The organism is Haloglomus litoreum (assembly GCF_029338515.1).
Classification (GTDB): Archaea; Halobacteriota; Halobacteria; order Halobacteriales; family Haloarculaceae; genus Haloglomus; species Haloglomus litoreum.
The window spans coordinates 2284058-2301139 of sequence record NZ_CP119988.1; the positions used below are offsets into that span (position 1 = coordinate 2284058).

Annotated in this window: 17 protein-coding genes; 8 read left to right on the top strand and 9 right to left on the bottom strand. The window is 69.8% G+C overall.

Annotated elements, in window-relative coordinates; genetic code table 11:
• Positions 1-3 precede the first annotated feature (3 nt).
• Positions 4-2082: a bacterio-opsin activator domain-containing protein gene (locus P2T62_RS11340; RefSeq protein WP_276261506.1), complete on the top strand. Its 2079-nt coding sequence runs from the start codon at positions 4-6 to the stop codon at positions 2080-2082.
• A gap of 161 nt (positions 2083-2243) precedes the next feature.
• Positions 2244-2636: a DUF7344 domain-containing protein gene (locus P2T62_RS11345; RefSeq protein ID WP_276261507.1), complete on the top strand. Its 393-nt coding sequence runs from the start codon at positions 2244-2246 to the stop codon at positions 2634-2636.
• Positions 2637-2644: 8 nt separating this feature from the next.
• Here P2T62_RS11345 and P2T62_RS11350 read toward each other — a convergent pair whose 3' ends face one another.
• The gene (locus tag P2T62_RS11350) at positions 2645-2944 is read right to left on the bottom strand and encodes a HalOD1 output domain-containing protein (protein ID WP_276261508.1); all 300 of its coding nucleotides are present in this window, start codon (positions 2942-2944) and stop codon (positions 2645-2647) included.
• Positions 2945-3158: 214 nt separating this feature from the next.
• Between P2T62_RS11350 and P2T62_RS11355 the strand changes: the two genes are divergently transcribed.
• The 3 genes from P2T62_RS11355 to P2T62_RS11365 all read left to right on the top strand — a co-directional run bounded on the left by P2T62_RS11355 (position 3159) and on the right by P2T62_RS11365 (position 6000).
• Complete coding sequence (locus tag P2T62_RS11355) at positions 3159-4256, top strand: glycosyltransferase family 2 protein (RefSeq protein ID WP_276261509.1); 1098 nt, start codon at positions 3159-3161, stop codon at positions 4254-4256.
• Positions 4257-4497: 241 nt separating this feature from the next.
• Positions 4498-4743: a PRC-barrel domain containing protein gene (locus P2T62_RS11360; RefSeq protein ID WP_276261510.1), complete on the top strand. Its 246-nt coding sequence runs from the start codon at positions 4498-4500 to the stop codon at positions 4741-4743.
• 417 nt (positions 4744-5160) lie between these two features.
• The gene (locus P2T62_RS11365) at positions 5161-6000 is read left to right on the top strand and encodes a hypothetical protein (RefSeq protein ID WP_276261511.1); all 840 of its coding nucleotides are present in this window, start codon (positions 5161-5163) and stop codon (positions 5998-6000) included.
• A gap of 189 nt (positions 6001-6189) precedes the next feature.
• On the opposite strand, the gene P2T62_RS11370 is transcribed toward P2T62_RS11365, so the two are convergent.
• From P2T62_RS11370 to P2T62_RS11390, 5 genes are all read right to left on the bottom strand, one after another.
• Positions 6190-7665, bottom strand: a complete 1476-nt coding sequence (locus P2T62_RS11370; protein WP_276261512.1) for a flippase — start codon at positions 7663-7665, stop codon at positions 6190-6192.
• Between the two features lie 198 nt (positions 7666-7863).
• Positions 7864-8817, bottom strand: coding sequence for a D-2-hydroxyacid dehydrogenase (locus P2T62_RS11375; RefSeq protein WP_276261513.1), 954 nt, complete (start codon positions 8815-8817; stop codon positions 7864-7866).
• Positions 8818-8819: 2 nt separating this feature from the next.
• Entirely contained in the window at positions 8820-9923 is a 1104-nt protein-coding gene (locus tag P2T62_RS11380) for a GNAT family N-acetyltransferase (protein WP_276261514.1), read from the bottom strand.
• Complete coding sequence (locus P2T62_RS11385) at positions 9923-11206, bottom strand: CoA transferase (RefSeq protein WP_276261515.1); 1284 nt, start codon at positions 11204-11206, stop codon at positions 9923-9925. Before P2T62_RS11385 ends, P2T62_RS11380 begins: the two co-directional genes overlap by 1 nt.
• Positions 11207-11579: 373 nt before the next feature.
• Positions 11580-11954 (bottom strand): hypothetical protein, encoded by a 375-nt coding sequence (locus P2T62_RS11390; protein WP_276261516.1) that lies wholly within the window; start codon positions 11952-11954, stop codon positions 11580-11582.
• Between the two features lie 518 nt (positions 11955-12472).
• Here P2T62_RS11390 and P2T62_RS11395 point away from each other — a divergent pair.
• Positions 12473-13183, top strand: coding sequence for a DUF7344 domain-containing protein (locus P2T62_RS11395; protein ID WP_276261517.1), 711 nt, complete (start codon positions 12473-12475; stop codon positions 13181-13183).
• 67 nt (positions 13184-13250) lie between these two features.
• Here P2T62_RS11395 and P2T62_RS11400 read toward each other — a convergent pair whose 3' ends face one another.
• A complete protein-coding gene (locus P2T62_RS11400) occupies positions 13251-13862 on the bottom strand; it encodes a DUF7344 domain-containing protein (protein ID WP_276261518.1) in 612 nt (203 codons plus the stop codon).
• A gap of 251 nt (positions 13863-14113) precedes the next feature.
• Here P2T62_RS11400 and P2T62_RS11405 point away from each other — a divergent pair, with 251 nt between their 5' ends.
• Both P2T62_RS11405 and P2T62_RS11410 read left to right on the top strand, forming a co-directional pair.
• Positions 14114-14671, top strand: coding sequence for a DUF7344 domain-containing protein (locus tag P2T62_RS11405; RefSeq protein WP_276261519.1), 558 nt, complete (start codon positions 14114-14116; stop codon positions 14669-14671).
• 223 nt (positions 14672-14894) lie between these two features.
• The gene (locus P2T62_RS11410; protein ID WP_276261520.1) at positions 14895-15167 is read left to right on the top strand and encodes a winged helix-turn-helix domain-containing protein; all 273 of its coding nucleotides are present in this window, start codon (positions 14895-14897) and stop codon (positions 15165-15167) included.
• 103 nt (positions 15168-15270) lie between these two features.
• Here P2T62_RS11410 and P2T62_RS11415 read toward each other — a convergent pair whose 3' ends face one another.
• On the bottom strand, positions 15271-15933 hold the full coding sequence (locus P2T62_RS11415) for a DUF7344 domain-containing protein (RefSeq protein ID WP_276261521.1): 663 nt from the start codon (positions 15931-15933) through the stop codon (positions 15271-15273).
• 73 nt (positions 15934-16006) lie between these two features.
• Positions 16007-16924: a polysaccharide deacetylase family protein gene (locus P2T62_RS11420; protein ID WP_276261522.1), complete on the bottom strand. Its 918-nt coding sequence runs from the start codon at positions 16922-16924 to the stop codon at positions 16007-16009.
• Positions 16925-17082: the final 158 nt, after the last annotated feature.

Below are 17082 nucleotides of genomic sequence, written 5' to 3' on the forward strand. Positions count from 1 at the left end.
GCGATGAAACGCGGCGTCGAGAACAGGGAACCTGGCGTCGAGCCCGCGGTTCCCGAGGGGGAGTCGTTCTACAGGGGACTGGTCGAGGACGCCGCCGAGGCCTTCCTGACGGTCGACCAGGAGGGCACCGTCGTCCACGCGAGTCAAGCGGTCGAGCGGATTCTCGGCTACGAGCCCACCGCACTCGTCGGGCGACCGCTCCCCCAGCTCGTCCCGAAGCGGCTGCGGGCTCGCCACCGCGAGGGTTTCGAACGCTACGTCCGGGGCGGTGATAGGGGTCTCGGCGTGGGTGACCCCACTCCCCTGACGGCGCTGCACGCCGACGGCCACGAGGTCCCAGTCGAGGTCCGGCTCCACGAGCACGAGGAACGGGGACTGGTCACCGCCATCGTCCGCGACAACTCCGGAGTGACCCCGGAACACCGGCAGGCGGCGCTCCGGGAGCAGCTACTGACGGACCTCCTCGAACACTCCCCAGACATCCTCTGGCTGTTCCGGGGGGCGTTCGACGAGTTGCTCTACATCAACGCCGCATACGAGCGGATGTGGGGCCACCCCGTCGAACTGGTCCGGGACGACCCGCTCACGTTCTTCGACGCCATCCATCCGGAGGACAGGACGACCGCGATGGAGGCCGTGGAGCGACTTGCCGAGGGGGAGCCGATCGACATCGAGATCCGGGTCAACCCCCGCGAGGAGTTCGGTCGGTGGGCCTGGATCCGCGCGACACCCGTGTTCGACGGGGACAGGAGCGACGGCGGGCCGCCCGACAGGATCGCCGGCTTCACTCGCGACATCACCGACCGGAAGTGTCGCGAGCGGACCCTCGCCCGGCAGCGCAACTCCCTGGAGCGGGTCCAGCAGCTGACACGCAGTCTCCGACCGCTGAACCGGCGGCTCGCGCGCGCGACCACGTCCGAGGAGATCCAGACGCTGCTCGTGCGCGAACTCGCGTCCTCGGAGATCTACCAGTTCGCCGGCTACGGCGAGTACGACGCGGTCGAGGAGCGGCTCGTTCCGGCCGAGTGCGACGGGATCGACACCCCATCACTGCCGGAGCTCGACCTCTCGTCTGCCGATGATCGGACCCCGGATGGACTCGTCGCCCGGGCCGTCACGGCCCGGGGGGTCCGCACGACCGGCGACCTGCTGGAGGACCCGCCGTCCGGATCCTGGCACGAACTGGCGACCGAGTGGGGCTGCAAGGCGGTCGCTGCGGTCCCGGTGTCCTTCGACGGGACGGTCCACGCCGTGATACTCGTCGGAACCGGCCGAGCCGACGCCTTCGATGAGTACGAGTGCGACCTCCTGTACGAACTCGGCGAGCGGGTGGGCCACGCCATCGATGCCGCGGCGAGCAAACGGCTGCTCAACAGGGGCACGGTCGTCGAACTGGAGTCACGGATCACCGATGCATCCTTCCCGATGGTCGGCGCGACGAGGGCGCTGGACTGCCGGCTCGAACTGGAAGCGTTCCTGCCGGCGGCCGGTGGTGGCACCATCTCCTACCTCACGGTCGAGGGATGCGACCCGGCGGCTGTCGCCGACTACTTCGAGGCGGAGCACGCTGCCGTCGACGTGGCCCGGGTCGTCGATTCCGCGGAGGACCGGGGGACGGTGGAGTGTCGCGTCGGCCGGTCAGTCGCCGCGGCGCTCTCCACGAAGGGTGCCAGCATCAGGTCCATCGTCGCGGAGTACGGTACCGCGACGCTCGTCATCGAGACCTCCCCGGAGTCCGACCCGTACACCGTGCACGGGCTCGTCACGTCGCTGTACCCGGAGACGGAGCTGGTCGCCAAGCGGACCACCGAACGACCACTTCGGGGGACCGGGAGCATCGAGACGGATATCCGGAGGGCACTGACCGGCCGGCAGTGGGAGGCCCTGGAGCTGGCCTACCGGAGCGGGTTCTTCGAGTCCCCACGGCACTCGACCGGCGAGGAACTCGCGCCCATGCTGGGCATCTCCTCGCCGACCTTCTACCAGCACGTCCGGCGCGCGACACAGCGCCTGCTGGAGCAACTCGACGACGGTGACATCCTCCCCGGCTACAGCGCCACGCTGGACGACCACGGGCGGTGATTCCCGGCCGCGAGTCCCTCGAGCGGGGCGCACGCGGTCCGGCGCTGTCAGCCGCCCGTCAGACGATGGCTAGTAGGATAGGTCGGATCGAGGACCTTCGATTGGCCGGCACTAGTCGACTAGGCGGCATGGTATTACCCAGTGCCACCGTCGGACCGGCCATGAACCGGTGGAACGACTCGGCGAGTGCGACCGAGCGACTCGACACGCACGGAGTGACCGACCGATGGCAGACCTGGACGGACCCGACCGGGAGCCAGATCGGACTCGACGAGCAGCTCCGCTTGCTGACCGTGGAGGGCAGGCGGCACGTCATCGTGTGCCTCGCCTCGGAGTCCGGACCGATGCCGCTGGAGGCGCTGGCGGACTGTGTCGTCGACCGTCACCGCGGGTCCGTCGACCGCGAGGAGGTCTTGCTCCGCCTCCACCACGTTCACCTGCCGCGGCTGGCGGCCGCTGGGCTGCTCAGCTACGAGGTCGAGGACGGCAAAGTGGTGGGCCGCCCGGAGCGCCTCGGGGCGATACTCGAACTCCGGAGCGCGGCCGTCGGGTGAGTTCGACGCTACGTCGGGCGGGCGACGACGGTCCCGTCGCTCTCGACGGTCACGCGGCACCCGCTGTAGGTCACGGTCAACTCCGCGCCGCTGTCGGCTGCCCTCTTCCGGTCGGTCCGGAACAGGTCGTCTATCGGATCCGGCGGTATCGTCTCGGCCAGCGGCTGCATCGCGAGTTCATCCTGGCCCGTGGCGGTCGCGACGGTCTCCACGATTGCAGTCGTCGCGCTAACCTTCGAGAAGTCATACTCGGCCCGCACCCATCCAGTCTCACGCGCTTCGTCTCGTCGCATATCGGTTTCAGCCATTCGTCCGCGATGGGATAGGAGTTATCTTGAGCGTTTCGGACCGTTCCCTACTTAATCTCCGGTTATCTCCGTTCGAACGGTTCATGGTCGAATTAGGAAGCGCCTACTCCTCCTTTCAATCCGATATGGCGGGGATAACCAAAACAAACCGCACCATATCTCCGCTACCTGCCCGTCTCGCACACCGACAGTCGGCGGGGCGGGAGGGCTGACCATGTACGACGGCAAGACAATCGGGGCCGTGATACCGGCCTACAACGAGGAGGGGTTCGTCGGCGACGTGATCGAGACGCTCCCGCCGTTCGTCGACCGCGCATACGTCGTCGACGACGGGTCGACGGACGGGACCTGGGCGGAGATCCTCGAGCACGCACGGGCGGTCAACGACCGGACCCGTGACCGCGAAGCGCCGTTCGACCGGCGGGTCCTGCCCGTCAAGCACGCCTCGAACGCCGGCGTGGGTGCGGCGATCAAGACGGGCTATCGGCGTGCGCTGGCGGACGGCGTCGACGTGACGGCGGTCATCGCCGGCGACGGCCAGACCCAGCCCGACATCGTCGAGCGCATCGTCGCGCCCGTCGCGACGGGCGAGGCGGGCTACGCGAAGGGGAACCGGCTCCTCGGCGCGGACCGCTCCCGGATGCCGCGCCACCGCCAGGTCGGCAACGGCATCCTCTCGCTCCTGACGAAGATCGCCAGCGGGTACTGGCGGGTGCTGGACCCGCAGAACGGCTCGACCGCCATCTCCCACGAGGCGCTGGCAGCCATCGACATCGACGCCATCTACGAGGGGTACGGCTACTGCAACGACATCCTGGTGCGGTGCAACGTCCACGGCATCCGGGTGGCGGACGTCCAGCGGCGCGCCGTGTACGAGGACGAGACCAGCCACATCAGCTACCGCACGTACATCCCGCTGGTATCGTCGCTCCTGCTCCGGGACTTCCTGTGGCGCCTCGGCCGGCGGTACGTCGTCGACGATACCCACCCGCTCGCGGGGCTGTACCTCCTCGGGGCCGCCACGACGGGTGGCTCGCTCGGGGCGGCGCTCGCCGACCGGCTCCGCGAGCCCGAGCGCCGGCGGGGCAACGCGCCCGTCCTGTTCGTCCTGGGGACGGCCTGCCTGCTGTCCGCGATGGCGGCCGACCGGGCGGAGAACCGTGACCTGGACGTGATCGTCCGGCGGGCAGACCACGAGCCCCCCGAGACGGTAGAGCCAGACGAGGACCGCACGAAGGGCAACGGCGCAGCGGTCGAGGCCGGGAGCGACGGCGCGATGACCGACGGCGAGCCGGTGTCACCATCGGAGTGAGCGACACCGACACTACCGGATGGGGCGGTCGCGAGCCCGATGTCGGGGGAAGCAGCTCGCGGTAGTCGGAGATGGGATCGGCCGCGAGCGGTAGTCCGACAACGCCGGGACGGATGGCCGGTCCTACAGTTTCCCGCTGGTCCCCGTTCCAGGCCCAGAACCCGGTAACGCGGAGGTATCGCGACCCGGGGGAGATACCACCTCTATAACAATGCCGTCCGGGTGTCCAGTCCGGAACGCGATGGCACGAATGCACGTAACCGACGACGATGAGGGCAAGAGCGTAGTCGACTCCAGCGGGAAGAAGATCGGGATGGTCACCGAGGTCAGGGAGGGCACCGCGTACGTTGACGCTGACCCGGGGATCACCGACACCATCCGATCGAAGCTCGGCTGGGGCGACGCCGACAAGGACGACTACGCCCTGCAGAAGAGCCGTATCGACACGATTACGGACGACGAGATCCGCCTCAAGAAGAACCTGTAGCTCGCGGTCCCGCGTCCCTGTTCACTGCCGATTCTTTTTCTGCTCGCAGCCGCACTCCGGGAGCACTGCCTGTCGGATTCACGCGCCCACGACCAGGTGATGACATCCGGCGCTGTCGTGCGGCCAGGCGACGACAACGGGCGCTGTCGTGCGGCCAGGCGACGACGTTCGGTGTTCCAGACCAGCGGACGGAGCCGTGAGCTTCTGCAGCGGCCGCTCTCCAGCAGGCGCGATGTGCGAGCGCCGGAGTGGGTCCGGCGAGTCGGGCAGTGTTCCGACGCCCGGGCAGGACGCGGAATCCGGTAGCGACAGCTCGACCGGACGTTGCGGACGCACCGGTCGGTAGGGCTTTGTATAGAGAACCGCTACCGGAGGTAGTTCTTCGCTTCGCGGTCGAAGCGGGCGGACACCCGGGCAATGACCGAGCACGACCAGACGGACGAGCATGGAGGAACTGACGCGATTGCAAACGTGGAGAGCGGCCACCCACAGGACCACGCACCGTGCGATGGTCGGCCACTCGATGATCCGCGGCTCGACGACCCACGACTCGACGATAGCTATCTCCGAGTCGTGCCTGGAACCGAGACGGGCGGGACCGTGGTCCTGGTCGGCGTCACACACGACCACCCGGCGAGCCGAGAGCGGGCGCGGCGAGTGGTCGAAGGGGTCACACCGGCAGTCGTGGCCCTGGAGCTGTCCCCGCTCGTGATACCACTCTATCGACAGTACGCGGGGTCGGGCGACGGACGCACGGCCAGCGAGTACGACGGCGGCGAGATGGCCGCGGCGCTGGCAGCCAGTGGCGACGGACGGGTCGTGGGGATCGACGCCCCCAACTGGGCGTACGCGCGGCGGCTCGTCGAGGCGCTTCGCTCACGGGAGACGGATCGCGAGGCGGCCGTCTCCGCCATCCGGGACACCATCTCCGTCTCCAGACACGCCGTCGCCTGTGCCGTCGGCGCGGCGATCCGCACGGTGACACCCTGGTCCCCCACCGTCGAGACGCCGGCCTCCCACGACAGTTCCACTGCCGACCCGCCCGCGGCGCAGGCCGCCCACGAGGCCCGACAGCTCTCTCGGAGCCGGGCACTGCTGGGCGCACTCGAGCCGCCGCCGGGGCAGGAACTCGTCGACGAGCTCCGCGAGGCGAGTATGTCGTCGCGGATCGACGCCCTGCGGACCGAGGGGGCCGTCGTCGCCGTGGTCGGCCACGCCCACCTCGAACCCATCTACGAGCGACTGGCTGCCGAGTGAGACGACGGACTGCCGAGCGACCATCCTGATGCCGGTGGGGCCAGGGCGCTCCCGAACTGGCTTCCCGAGACAGTGGTGACAAACCACCACTCCGCTGGACTAATTCCGCATATTACCGGTCAGATTGGAATATATCTCACAGAGTTGAGTTACAACTCCAATATACTTCCAGTCAGGTTAGAACACGACTCAGGACAGCAACGAGACCACGCGCCGCGGGGCGAGCAGCCCGGTCAGGACCGACAGGAGCGCCCACGCCGCGCCGCCGGCGGCGACGACCGCCAGCAGCGTGGCGATGCCGGTGACGTACGGCAACAGCACTAGGACCAGCACCGCCATGCCGCCGGTCACGACGAGGATGGTGCCGGTGTCGGTCGCCAGCCGCGCCAGCGACGGCGACAGCTCGGCCCGGATGACGTAGACGTTCGCCCCGGTGTAGACGCTGTAGGTGAGGACCGTCGCGATGGCCGCCCCCACGACGCCCACGAGGGGCAGCAACAGCACGTTCAGGCCGGCGTTGGCGACGGCCATCGACCCCTGCGCGACGGCCCGCTCGCGCGCGCGGCCGAGGTAGTCGAGGCCGTCGTTGGTGACCTTGTTGACCGCGTTGACGACGACGAAGCCGCCGAACACCTGGAGGACGGGCACGGCGCCGAGGTAGTCGGTCCCGAAGACGTGCCGGACCAGCGGCTCGGCGACCAGCACCAGGCCGGCGGCCGCGGGGAGGTAGAGCAGCAGGACACCACGGAGCGACTCCTCGTAGAGGCGGGCGGCCCGCTCGACGTTGCCGGCGGCGGCCTGCTCCCCGAGCGCGGGCGAGACGGTGAACCCGAACGCCGAGACCGGGACCGCGGCGAACTCGGCCACCTGCTTCGCGACCGTGTAGTAGCCGACCGCGACCGGCGAGAGGATGACGCCGACGAGGATGGTGTCGACCCGCTTGTCGAGGACGTTGGCCGCGCGCGTGGCGGTCAGGGGCGCGCTGTACTCGACGAGGCGGCGGAGGAGCCCCTCGGACGGCGCCTCCGGCCCGTCGGCGGGGTGGTAGAACCGCGTCACGAGGACGTACCCCCCGACGAGCATCGCGGCGGCGAACCCGACGACGTAGCCCAGCATGGCCCCGAGCGCTCCCCAGCCCAGCAGCACCAGGCCGAGGACCGCCACGAGCCGACCCAGGTTGGAGACGATGGAGACGACCGCACTCCAGGTGACGCGGTTGAACCCCTGGAAGACGACGTTGCAGTAGCTGTACCCCGAGCGGGCGACCACGTAGCCCCCACCGGCCACCAGTAGCGGCGTCAACGAGGGCTCGCCCAGGAGCCGCGCCAGCGGCCCGCTGACCCCGGCCAGGACGAGCCCCACGCTGCAGCTCAGCGCAATCAGGAGGGCCGCCGACCGGACGAGCAGGTGCGGGATCTGCCCGGGCGCCGTCTCGCCGTACTCGGTGACGTAGCGTGCGGTCGACTTCGGCAGCCCGAGCGTCCCGAGGAAGCCGACCACGCCGACGACGGAGAGGGCGAGGAACAGCAGGCCGTACCGCTCCGGCTCCAGCAGGTACCGCGTCAGGACAACGACGAGCGCAGCGTTGGCGAGCGAGCGGACGACGGCCGAGAGCAGCGAGGCCCGCAGCCCGGTGGCCAGTCGGTCCCGCAGGTCCGTCGCCATCTCAGTCGCCCCCACACACGGCCCCTCGGCGTGTCATCTCTCGGTACGGAAGTCGCCGCTGCTGTCACCTTCGTTATGCCCGGCGAACCCAGCGTGGAGAGCTGGTAGGCGGCGGCTACCGCGGCCAACAGGTGCCCCCCTGGCTCGCTCGCGGCACTGTGCTGGGCCACCAGGCCCGACGAGCCGCCAGGCGCGCGTTCAGACCACGCGGTTGACGAGGTCGTCCAGGTCGCCCGCGACGAACCGGCGGTAGTTCCGCGCGAACAGGTCGGCGTTGCGCCGCCAGTAGTTGGGGGTCGAGCCCGCGTTGTGCGGCGTGAGGACGACATCGGAGCGCTCCCAGAGCGGGGAGTCCGTCGGGAGCGGCTCGCGCTCGAACACGTCGAGGGCCGCGCCGCGGATGGTCCCCTCGCGGAGCGCCGCGACGAGTGCGTCTTGGTCGACGAGGCCGCCGCGGCCGACGTTCACGAGGACGGCGTGGTCGCGCATCCTCGCGAGTTCCGAGGCCCCCACGAGTCCCCGGGTCTCGTCGGTCAGCGGACAGGTCAGGACCACGTAGTCCGACCGCTCGAGCAGGGTCGTCAGGTCCCCGGTGCCGTACGCCTCGTCGACGGCCGGGTGCATCGACGCCGGGTGGCGGCTGAGCCCGAGCGTCTCGGCGCCGACGGCATCGAGGAGTTCGGCCACGCGGCCGCCGATGGCGCCGACGCCGACGATGCCGACGGTCTCGTCCCGGAGCTCGCGCCCCCCGAACCAGTCCCACTCCCCCTCGACCTGCTGGCGGACCGCCCGATGGAGGCGCCGTTCGAACGTCAGCAGGTACCCGAGCACCTGCTCGGCGACGGGCTCGGCCCCGACCCCCGACGCATTGGTGAGGACCACCCCCCGCTCGCGCAGTCCGCCGATGTCGTACCCGTCCACACCCGCGGTGAGGGCGTGGATCCACCGCGGCGAGACCTCGGGGACGCCCAGGTCTCGGGGCGGCTCGAACGTGACGAGGACGCGCACGTCGTCGAGGTCGGTCGGCTCCAGGTCGTCGGGCTGCAGGGTCCCGACCCGGATATCGGGGAGCCGCTCCTCGATGGCCGCGGCCAGTCGGCCGGCTCCGGGTGCCTCGTGGACCACGACCGTCCGCGGGAGCGTCCGGCCCATGGTCACCGGGTGTCCTGCTCGAGTCCGCGCAACGCCCAGCCATCGCGGTCGTGGACGGCCCCGAGGGCAGGGTGGTCGGTCAGCGGATACGCGACGAGCGTGCTCGGGTCCGAGACCGCCGAGAGCGGCGGGAACAGGTCCGACAGGAAGCCCAGCTCCCGGAGCAGGCCCCCCGGGAGCCCCAGCCCGGAGATGGCGACCACGTCGGCGTCGGCGTGGTCGCGGACCACGGCCCGGAGCAGTCCACGGAGCACGCCCGTCTCGCGGTCGGCCACCGTCAGTGGGGACAGCTCGACCACTTCTGCCGCACGCGTGGGCTCCTCGGGGTCCGTCCCCACGACGGCAGCCGCCCGTGGCCTCCCACCACGGCGCGCGACGTACGTGGTGTACTCCCGGGTCGGGTTGTGGAGCCGCCAGGCGTAGAACCGCTCGTCCCGGTGCGCGTGGAGCCGGGCCGGGGGAGCACGGGCGGCGATCGACGCGAGCACCCCGACCGGTGGCGCCCCGTGCGAGTCGACGGTCACGTCGTCGGGGGGTGCGCTGGCGAACGCGTCCCGGGCACGCAGGGTGACACTCGCCGCGGCGTCGGCCAGCCGGCCGAGGCCACGGCCGGCGTCGAGGAACGCGCCGGCCCGCTGGATCCGGTAGTGCGTCGGGACCCGGCGGACGGTCTTCCACCCGTGCTTGAGGCTGCCGGCCAGCGTCGCGCTGTTGGGGAAGTTGAACAGCAGGGCGGTCTCCCGGTCGGCGTAGCGCTCGACCATCAGCTCCGTCATCCGGGAGTAGAGCCCCTGCCGCCGGTGGTCGGGGTGGACCATCGTATCGCAGGGCTGGAGCGCCGGGAGCGGCTCGCCCGCCCCGCCGGCGGAGAGTTCGAACGGCATGGCGGCCTTCGCGCCGACCACAGTTCCCCGGTGGGTCGCGACGACGATGGGGACGTGCGCCGTGTACGGGTCCGAGACGTACTTCCAGTCGAACCACGCCCGGCTCCCGCCGCCGAACACCTCCCCGTACAGGTCGAGGAACCCCGCACGGTCACCCGCCTCGAGGTCGAAGGGCCGCACCTCGTAGCCGGAGGTGTCCTGCCCGTGGGTCGAGACGGGCATCAGTCCTCGCCACCCCCGACGCGGTCGTCGACCGCCCCACCCTGGTCTCCAGCGGCGGGATTGCCGCCGCCCACCGCCGGGGATTCGCCACGGCTCCCGGTCGTGGGGTCCGTGGCAGCACCGTCGGGCATCGAGCCCTCGGTCCATGGCCCGACCTCCTCGCGGTGTTCGTCGAGGACGGGTGCCCGCTCCCCCGGTGCCGGCGGGGTCTCGGTCATCTTGATGGGGGACCCGGCGACCTGGACACGCCGGTCGCTGCCGGGCTGGGTCACCTCGTGGAGCATCTCGCGGTCGTGGACCATCCGGTCGGCGAACACCTCGGCCACGTCACGGACCGGCGCGCAGGGGACATCCGAGCCCAGCGCCCCACAGACCTGCTCGCTCGTCCGGCTGCGGGTCCAGTCGGCGATGACCGGTCGGATGCGGTCACGGGCGGCCAGGCGGGCCTGGCTGTCGGGGTAGGTGGCGGTCCACTCCGGGCGGCCGATGGCGTCGCACAGTGCCGACCAGTGGTTGTCGCCGATGGCCGCGATGACGACCTGGCCGTCGACGGTCTCGAACCCGTCGTACGGGAAGAGGGTCGGATGTGCATTCCCCCGTCGCCCCGGCACCTCGCCGGTGTAGGAGTGCTGGTAGACGGTCCGCTCGCAGAGGCTGATCATGCTGTCGTACATCGCGGTGTCGACGAACTGCCCCTCGCCGGTCCGCTCGCGGTGGTGCAGCGCCCCCAGGATGCCGACCGCGCTGAGTGCGCCGGTGAAGATGTCGCCGATGCCCAGTCCGACCTTCGTCGGCGGGTCGTCGGGCTGCCCGTTCACCTGCATGACGCCCGACAGCGCCTGCACGATGAGGTCGTAGGCGGGCATCTCCTGGCGGGCCGTCGCGCCGGTCCGTGGGTCGCCGAAGCCACGGATGGCGGCGTACACCAGGCCGGGGTTGCGCTCGCGGAGGCGCTCGTATCCCAGGCCGAGCGAGGTCATCGTCCCGGCGCGGAAGTTCTCGACCAGCACGTCCGCGCGGTCGACCAGGTCGAGGAACGCCTCGCGGTCGGCGTCGGACTGGAGGTCGAGCTCCAGGCTCCGCTTGCCCCGGTTGATGCTCTGGAAGTAGCCGCCGTACGGGTCGTCCTCGCCGAGGAACGGCGGCACGTCGCGGACCAGGTCCCCGCCAGGAGGTTCGACCTTCACAACGTCCGCTCCCATGTCGGCCAGCAGCATCGTGCAGTACGGCCCCCCGAGTACTCGCGTCATGTCGAGCACACGCACTCCGGTAAGCGAGCTCATTGGCCGGAATGGGTCGGGTTATCGTTTTGTTATGCTGAGCTTGTACGGAGCCGCCCGGCCGTACCGTCCGACTACGGTGGTCGGATCACGGGCCCGTCGGCCGTCTCGGCCGGGCAGGGCGGCCTCCGGCCGTCGGAACGTGGGGGCCAGTCGCCGATGGGCGAGCCTCGCCGCATCGTAGCGGTTGGCCGGCGCAGCGGTCACCCTGTACGGACGGTCTCAGGTACCAAAGAATGGGATGCATAGGGAGCAATCCCAGCGAGCTGTGTGAGCCCACGAGGGCGGTGACCCGGGCAGATCCCGGCCTCGTGTGCATAGTCGGCTAGCAGTCGTGTGAGATTAGTTATATACCGATTACCGCGACGGCCAGGCGTCAGACCTCTCCGCCCTCGGCCCCACCCGAGGTGGACGCCACCCCGGGGAGCGAGACGCGGCCGAGCTCATCGTCGTAGTCGAGCGCGTCGAAGGTGGCCAGGACGGGGACGTACTGGCGGACGAGTGCGAGATGGGTCGCCCGGTAGGGGTCCCCGCTGGTTCCGGGGTCGCGTGGCCACCCGCGCTCCTCGACCAGCGCCCGCGTCAGCGAGGACAGCGAACACGCCCCGTCGAACTCGACGAGCGTCAGGAGGACCGCCCGGTACTGCTCGTCCGAACGGAGCCCTCGCGGGAGTCGGTCGGCCAGGGCTGGCGGGAGGCCCTGGGTGCCAGTGCGGTCGACCACGCCCCCGCTCCCTGTCTCGCTGGTCATGGCGCGGGGGAAGGGTCGCCGGGACATAGTTAAACGGGGGCTACCCGCCGTCGCGAGCGTGACCCGGCCGCCTCCGGCCTGGTGGAAGTGGGCCGACTTCACGGTGGCCCATCCCGGAGCCCACGTCCCCGCTCCGGGACACACCATCCCATCTCTGTCACGGATCCCGGATGAAGTAACAAGTATCTATTACCTCTGGCCGGGGCCTCGCGTACCGGACCGGACGCCCGAAATCCGTACGACGGGATGGGCATCTGGATGGATAGTTCCGGTCTTCTCCGGGCCCTGAATTCACATTCTGTTACCGAGAGGTGTCAATATTTCCGATACCGATGGTGCGGAACAAGACTGGCCACAACGTATATAAGGCCGACGGTGCTGAGTCCTTGCGCGAAACCTACGGAAACGGTACGGTCGTGTGACATGACAGGGTGATACTATGCATCGCCGCTACAGGAATCCGACACGTCGTATGGGGAGTAGGGGGATTGACCGTCGTGGGGACCGGGGCGGGGCCGATGGCTGACATACCGGATCGGCTCGCAGGTGCCATCGGGGTCCACACGGACGCGAGCCGGAAGCCAGCGGAGGGCCGGAACGACCGCGCGGGGGACGCCACAGCCGTCCTCGAGAGTCTGGGTCTCGAGTCCGGGACCGAGGGCAGCTCGGGGGGGCCCTCGGGCGCGGGCCGTGGGAGCGACGCGGCCACGGACACCGAGCCGCTGTCGCTCGACATCGCCTTCGAGATACTCAAGAACGGGCGTCGGCGCCGAGTGCTGGAGGAGCTGTCGGCGGCGACCGGCGACCTGACCACCGGCGAACTCTCCGAGCGCATCGCGGCCTGGGAGAACAGCAAGCCGATCGAGGAGATCACCTCCGAGGAACGCAAACGGGTGTACGTCGGGCTTTACCAGTGTCACCTCCCGAAGATGCACGATGCCGATGTCGTGGTGTTCAACAAGGACCGTGGCCTCGTCGCCCCGGGGGAGCACGCGGACCTGCTCGACCGCTTCCTGACGCCCGCGGACCCGGAGCCGTCCCCCACGTCGGAGGAGGGGTCGGGGATGTACCGATGGGTCGGCACCACCGTGCTCGCGGCCGGATTGCTCGGACTGAGCCTGGCCGCCGAGACCGTGAGTGGTGTTCCGACCGCGACGTTCGGGCTCGCGGTACTGCTCGTCGTGAGCGGGACCATCTGCCTCGGAGAGGCACGGTCGGAGTGGACCTGAGGGCCGCCCCGGGAGCAGAGCCGGAGCTTCCGCCTGGGATAGCCGCCGTCGCACGCGGGCGTCGCGCTTAGCGATCTCCGGGTGGGTGGCGGCAGGTCAGCACGTGTTCCAGCCAGTTGACAGCACTGTAGAGGGAGAGCAGGAGCGTCCCCCCGACCACGGCCGTCGTGGCCATCGCCAGTGTTCCCGTCAGCCACGTCAGCGTGATGACCGCGAGCAGTCCGACGCCGGTCAACAGGTAGCGGTAGGGCCAGTCGTCCTGCCCGGTGTGGTGGCCGTCGAGGTAGCGCCGCACCCGTTCGAAGTCCGGCCCGGGCGTGATCCGGCCGCGGTCCTTCGCGAACTCGATGACGCCGGCATCGGCCATCTTGGGGAGGTGGAACTGGTAGAGCGCGACGTACACCCGTTTGCGCTCGAGCGAGTGGAGCAGTTCGGGCGGTTTCTCGTTCTCCAGCGCCGCGATGTGTTCGGCGACGGCACCGATCTCCACCGGCGCCGCCCGGCTGTCCAGGTACCGGAGGACCGCGCGGCGGCGGTCGTTGCGCAGGACGCCGAACATCCCGTCGAGCGACGGCCGAGCTCCCCCCCCAGGGGTCGCGCTCGGTCGGGCCTGCGCCGTCTCATCGGTCGGCGGGTCGCCGGTCCCCTCGTCCGGGCTCTCGTCGAGTTCGCTAATCATAGTGGCAGTCGTGGGGCCCCCGGTCACCCCCGGTCGCCCCACGGGGTTGAGCGTACCTGGGAAGCCGGGCGGATAGTGGTGTCGACGTTTCATCCACGATATCTCGCTGAATCGGGAGTATGCCGTGGTTAGCGGGGATATTCCGACCGTAACTAAGCCGTTACGGAGTCTGCTGGACACACATGATATCCCGATGTCCAGACAGGTACCGACCCGGTGCGGGTGCAGCGGGTAGGCGGTGAGTTGGCACAATGAGCTCGGGCGCGAGTACGGATCAGGACCTGTCGCCGGACCTGATATTCGATCTGTTGAGCAGCCCCCGACGCCGGATGGCGCTGTACTACCTCCGGGAGCACGGCGGCAGCTCGACGGTCACCGAGCTGGCGGAGGAGATCGCGAGCCTCGAGTACGACATCCCCGCGGAGGAGCTCTCGCGCCAGCAGCGAAAGCGTGTCTACGTCTCGCTGTACCAGACCCACGTCCCGAAGCTGGCCGAGGCCGGCGTCATCGAGTACGACGAGGACACCAGCGAGGTCCAGCTGACCGACCGGGCACGGCGGATGGACAGCTATCTCACGACGGACGACACCGGGGGCTACCCCTGGCACTACCACTACCTCGGGCTGGCGCTCGCGAGCGGCGGACTGCTGCTCCTCGCGGTGTTCACCGACCTCGGCCCCCTCGGGCCACTGGCGGTCGGCATCGCCGTGACCGTGGCCTTCGCCATCTCCGGTGTCGCCCAGCTGCTGTACCGACGGTACCGGGACCGCCCGACACCCGAGGAGATCTCCGAGCGGTCGTTCCGATGAGCCACCCCTATGCCCGGCTTACCGGCGTTCTCGCCGGGGATACCGGTCGAAACGGACGAAAGGGACTTGAGTGGCCAACTGGCAGGCACCATGCAGACATCCGGGGCCGATCCGTCACGCATCGGTCCCCCGAAGTCGGCCACGGCGACCCGCTGGCACCGACCATCGACCGAAGAGGCCCTGGGAGACAGACGACCGGCCACGGACACTCCGAAAGACAAGTATGAACGACTGGGACGAGGTCAGTTACGTGATCAGCTCGCGGTACCGAGTACTGGCGCTGCGCCGGCTCGCGGAGAGCCCCGCCACCCCCTCGCAGATCGCCCGCGAGGGGGAGTGCTCTATCGCCCACGCCTCCCGCGCACTCCAGGAACTCCGCGACCACGGACTGGTCGACCTTCTGGTGTCGGAGAGCCGTCAGAAGGGCCGGGTCTACGGCGTCACCGACCAGGGTCGCGCCACCTGGGACACCATCGAGAAGGAGAACCTGGCCTGACCTGCCGGGGAACCGTGTCGACCGTCCTGGCTCCCGGGCCGGGCAGCCGACCTCCCGCACCAGGTACGTGGGTTCCGCCTCCGGGAAGAGTGGGCCCCGCTGCCTAGTCGGCCACTGGGTCCGCATCCGAGCGCCGGAGCAGCCTGGCGAGCGAGTCGGCCAGGACTGGCCCGTCGTCGTCCTCCTCGGACCTGTCGAGCATCCAGTGGTAGCTGCTCACGGCCGTGAACAGCACGACCACGAGTGCAGCGGCCAGCCAGGTGACCGTCTGGTTGCCGGCGGCCGACAGCAGGACGACGCCCCCGCCGACCGCCGAGAGCGACAGGTACCGTCGTGGCCAGCGGTCCTCGGCGGCCACGGTCGGTTGCTCGCCGAGGTCGAGGTACGGCTCGACCAGCGTGTGGTTCGGGCCCAGCGCGATGCGCCCACGGTCCTTGTTGAACTGGACGATCCCCATCGAGTCCATCTTCGGGAGGTGGCACTGGTAGAGGCCGACGTAGGCCCGCTTGCGCTCGTCGGAGGAGAGCTGCGCGATGGGCTTGTCGTTCTCGTGTGCGGCGATGTGCTCGGCGAGTTCGCCGATGGTGTGTGGCCCCTCCGACTCCTCCAGGTACCGGAGGACCAGCCGCCGTCGCTCGTTCCGCAGCACGTCGAACACCTGGTCGAGCGGGAGGTCGGCCGGTCCCGTGTCCGTCGACCCGGCCGGCTCGGTCTCCCCGGTCTCCCCGGTCTCCGTGGACCCGGTCGAGGCCGCCGGTGGGCTCATGGACTTCCCCCGCTGTGGCCGGGGCGGTCGACGACCTGGCTGGTCCCCCCCTCAGGTGGTTGTCCGGACGAGGTCATGATTCACCGACCTCCGCATCGGCCACGGGCCGGGTCTCCGGAGCGGATGCTCGTTCGGCCACCTCGTGCATCGTCGAGAGTGTGACCTCGTCGCGACGCGAGTCCAGAACGGACAGTATCTCGCGCAGCCGTCTCACATCGCGGTCGGCGACCACGTTGTTGGGATGGAGCCAGCAGTGGAACACGCCGTCGGACTCGGCGGCGGCGTCGACACCACGCCGGAACAGCCGGACGACAGGGTCCTCGCTGACGGACTCGACGACCGAGCGCGGCCACCCCTCGAACCGGAACAGGTACAGCGAGTCGGGGAGGTCGACCAGCCCGTACTCGTCGACGGTGGGCGATACCAGTGGCGGCGTCCAGCGGCCGGTCGTCGTCTGGAGGAGTCGGCGGAGCCGCGAGCCACCGCGAGCTGGGCCGACGCCGCGGTAGGCGGTGAACCCCTGCTCGGCGAGGACGTCCCGATGGCCCACCCGGTTCCGCGGGAAGACGAACGACCGGAGCGTGATGTCGTGAGCGCGCGCCGCGGCGATGCTCCGCACCACCTCCGACCGCGCGCGCTCCTTGGTGATGTCGTCGAACCCCGGGTGGGAGAATGAGTGACACGCCAGTTCGTGGTCGGCGTCCGCGTCGCGGACCGCAGTGACGAGCTCCGGCGCGTACCGGCGCGCGCGCTCCGCGAGGACGGGCGACTGCACGCAGGGACAGGGTTCGAGGTCGTCCCACGGCTCGCAGTCCTCGCGGAGGAGGTGGCCGACGACGGCCCAGGTCGCGGGCACCTCGTACTCGTCGAACAGCTCGACGAGGGTCGCCCACCCGTCCCGCGCGGCCGAGATCCGACGCTCCGGGGGGGCACTCCGGTCGTGGAATCCCCAGCCCAGCTCGGCGTCGACCGAGATCACCACGCGACCCATACCGCCACCTCCCTGACAGAGTTTGTCATAGAGAGAGGCTGGGCCAGCGTGTGGATTGTTATGTCCTGGCTTCCCAGCCGGGTAAAGCGAACCTACTGCGGAGGGGATTCGCCCGAGGGCGTCCAGACGGAGTCGAAACGGTGGCCACACTGCCCGCG

Bases quoted from the DNA above. Each gene is read 5' to 3' on its own strand.
- P2T62_RS11340 (WP_276261506.1), top strand. From the start codon at position 4: ATGAAACGCGGCGTCGAGAACAGGGAACCTGGCGTCGAGCCCGCGGTT.
- P2T62_RS11345 (WP_276261507.1), top strand. From the start codon at position 2,244: ATGAACCGGTGGAACGACTCGGCGAGTGCGACCGAGCGACTCGACACG.
- P2T62_RS11350 (WP_276261508.1), bottom strand. From the start codon at position 2,944: ATGGCTGAAACCGATATGCGACGAGACGAAGCGCGTGAGACTGGATGG.
- P2T62_RS11355 (WP_276261509.1), top strand. From the start codon at position 3,159: ATGTACGACGGCAAGACAATCGGGGCCGTGATACCGGCCTACAACGAG.
- P2T62_RS11360 (WP_276261510.1), top strand. From the start codon at position 4,498: ATGGCACGAATGCACGTAACCGACGACGATGAGGGCAAGAGCGTAGTC.
- P2T62_RS11365 (WP_276261511.1), top strand. From the start codon at position 5,161: ATGACCGAGCACGACCAGACGGACGAGCATGGAGGAACTGACGCGATT.
- P2T62_RS11370 (WP_276261512.1), bottom strand. From the start codon at position 7,665: ATGGCGACGGACCTGCGGGACCGACTGGCCACCGGGCTGCGGGCCTCG.
- P2T62_RS11375 (WP_276261513.1), bottom strand. From the start codon at position 8,817: ATGGGCCGGACGCTCCCGCGGACGGTCGTGGTCCACGAGGCACCCGGA.
- P2T62_RS11380 (WP_276261514.1), bottom strand. From the start codon at position 9,923: ATGCCCGTCTCGACCCACGGGCAGGACACCTCCGGCTACGAGGTGCGG.
- P2T62_RS11385 (WP_276261515.1), bottom strand. From the start codon at position 11,206: ATGAGCTCGCTTACCGGAGTGCGTGTGCTCGACATGACGCGAGTACTC.
- P2T62_RS11390 (WP_276261516.1), bottom strand. From the start codon at position 11,954: ATGACCAGCGAGACAGGGAGCGGGGGCGTGGTCGACCGCACTGGCACC.
- P2T62_RS11395 (WP_276261517.1), top strand. From the start codon at position 12,473: ATGGCTGACATACCGGATCGGCTCGCAGGTGCCATCGGGGTCCACACG.
- P2T62_RS11400 (WP_276261518.1), bottom strand. From the start codon at position 13,862: ATGATTAGCGAACTCGACGAGAGCCCGGACGAGGGGACCGGCGACCCG.
- P2T62_RS11405 (WP_276261519.1), top strand. From the start codon at position 14,114: ATGAGCTCGGGCGCGAGTACGGATCAGGACCTGTCGCCGGACCTGATA.
- P2T62_RS11410 (WP_276261520.1), top strand. From the start codon at position 14,895: ATGAACGACTGGGACGAGGTCAGTTACGTGATCAGCTCGCGGTACCGA.
- P2T62_RS11415 (WP_276261521.1), bottom strand. From the start codon at position 15,933: ATGAGCCCACCGGCGGCCTCGACCGGGTCCACGGAGACCGGGGAGACC.
- P2T62_RS11420 (WP_276261522.1), bottom strand. From the start codon at position 16,924: ATGGGTCGCGTGGTGATCTCGGTCGACGCCGAGCTGGGCTGGGGATTC.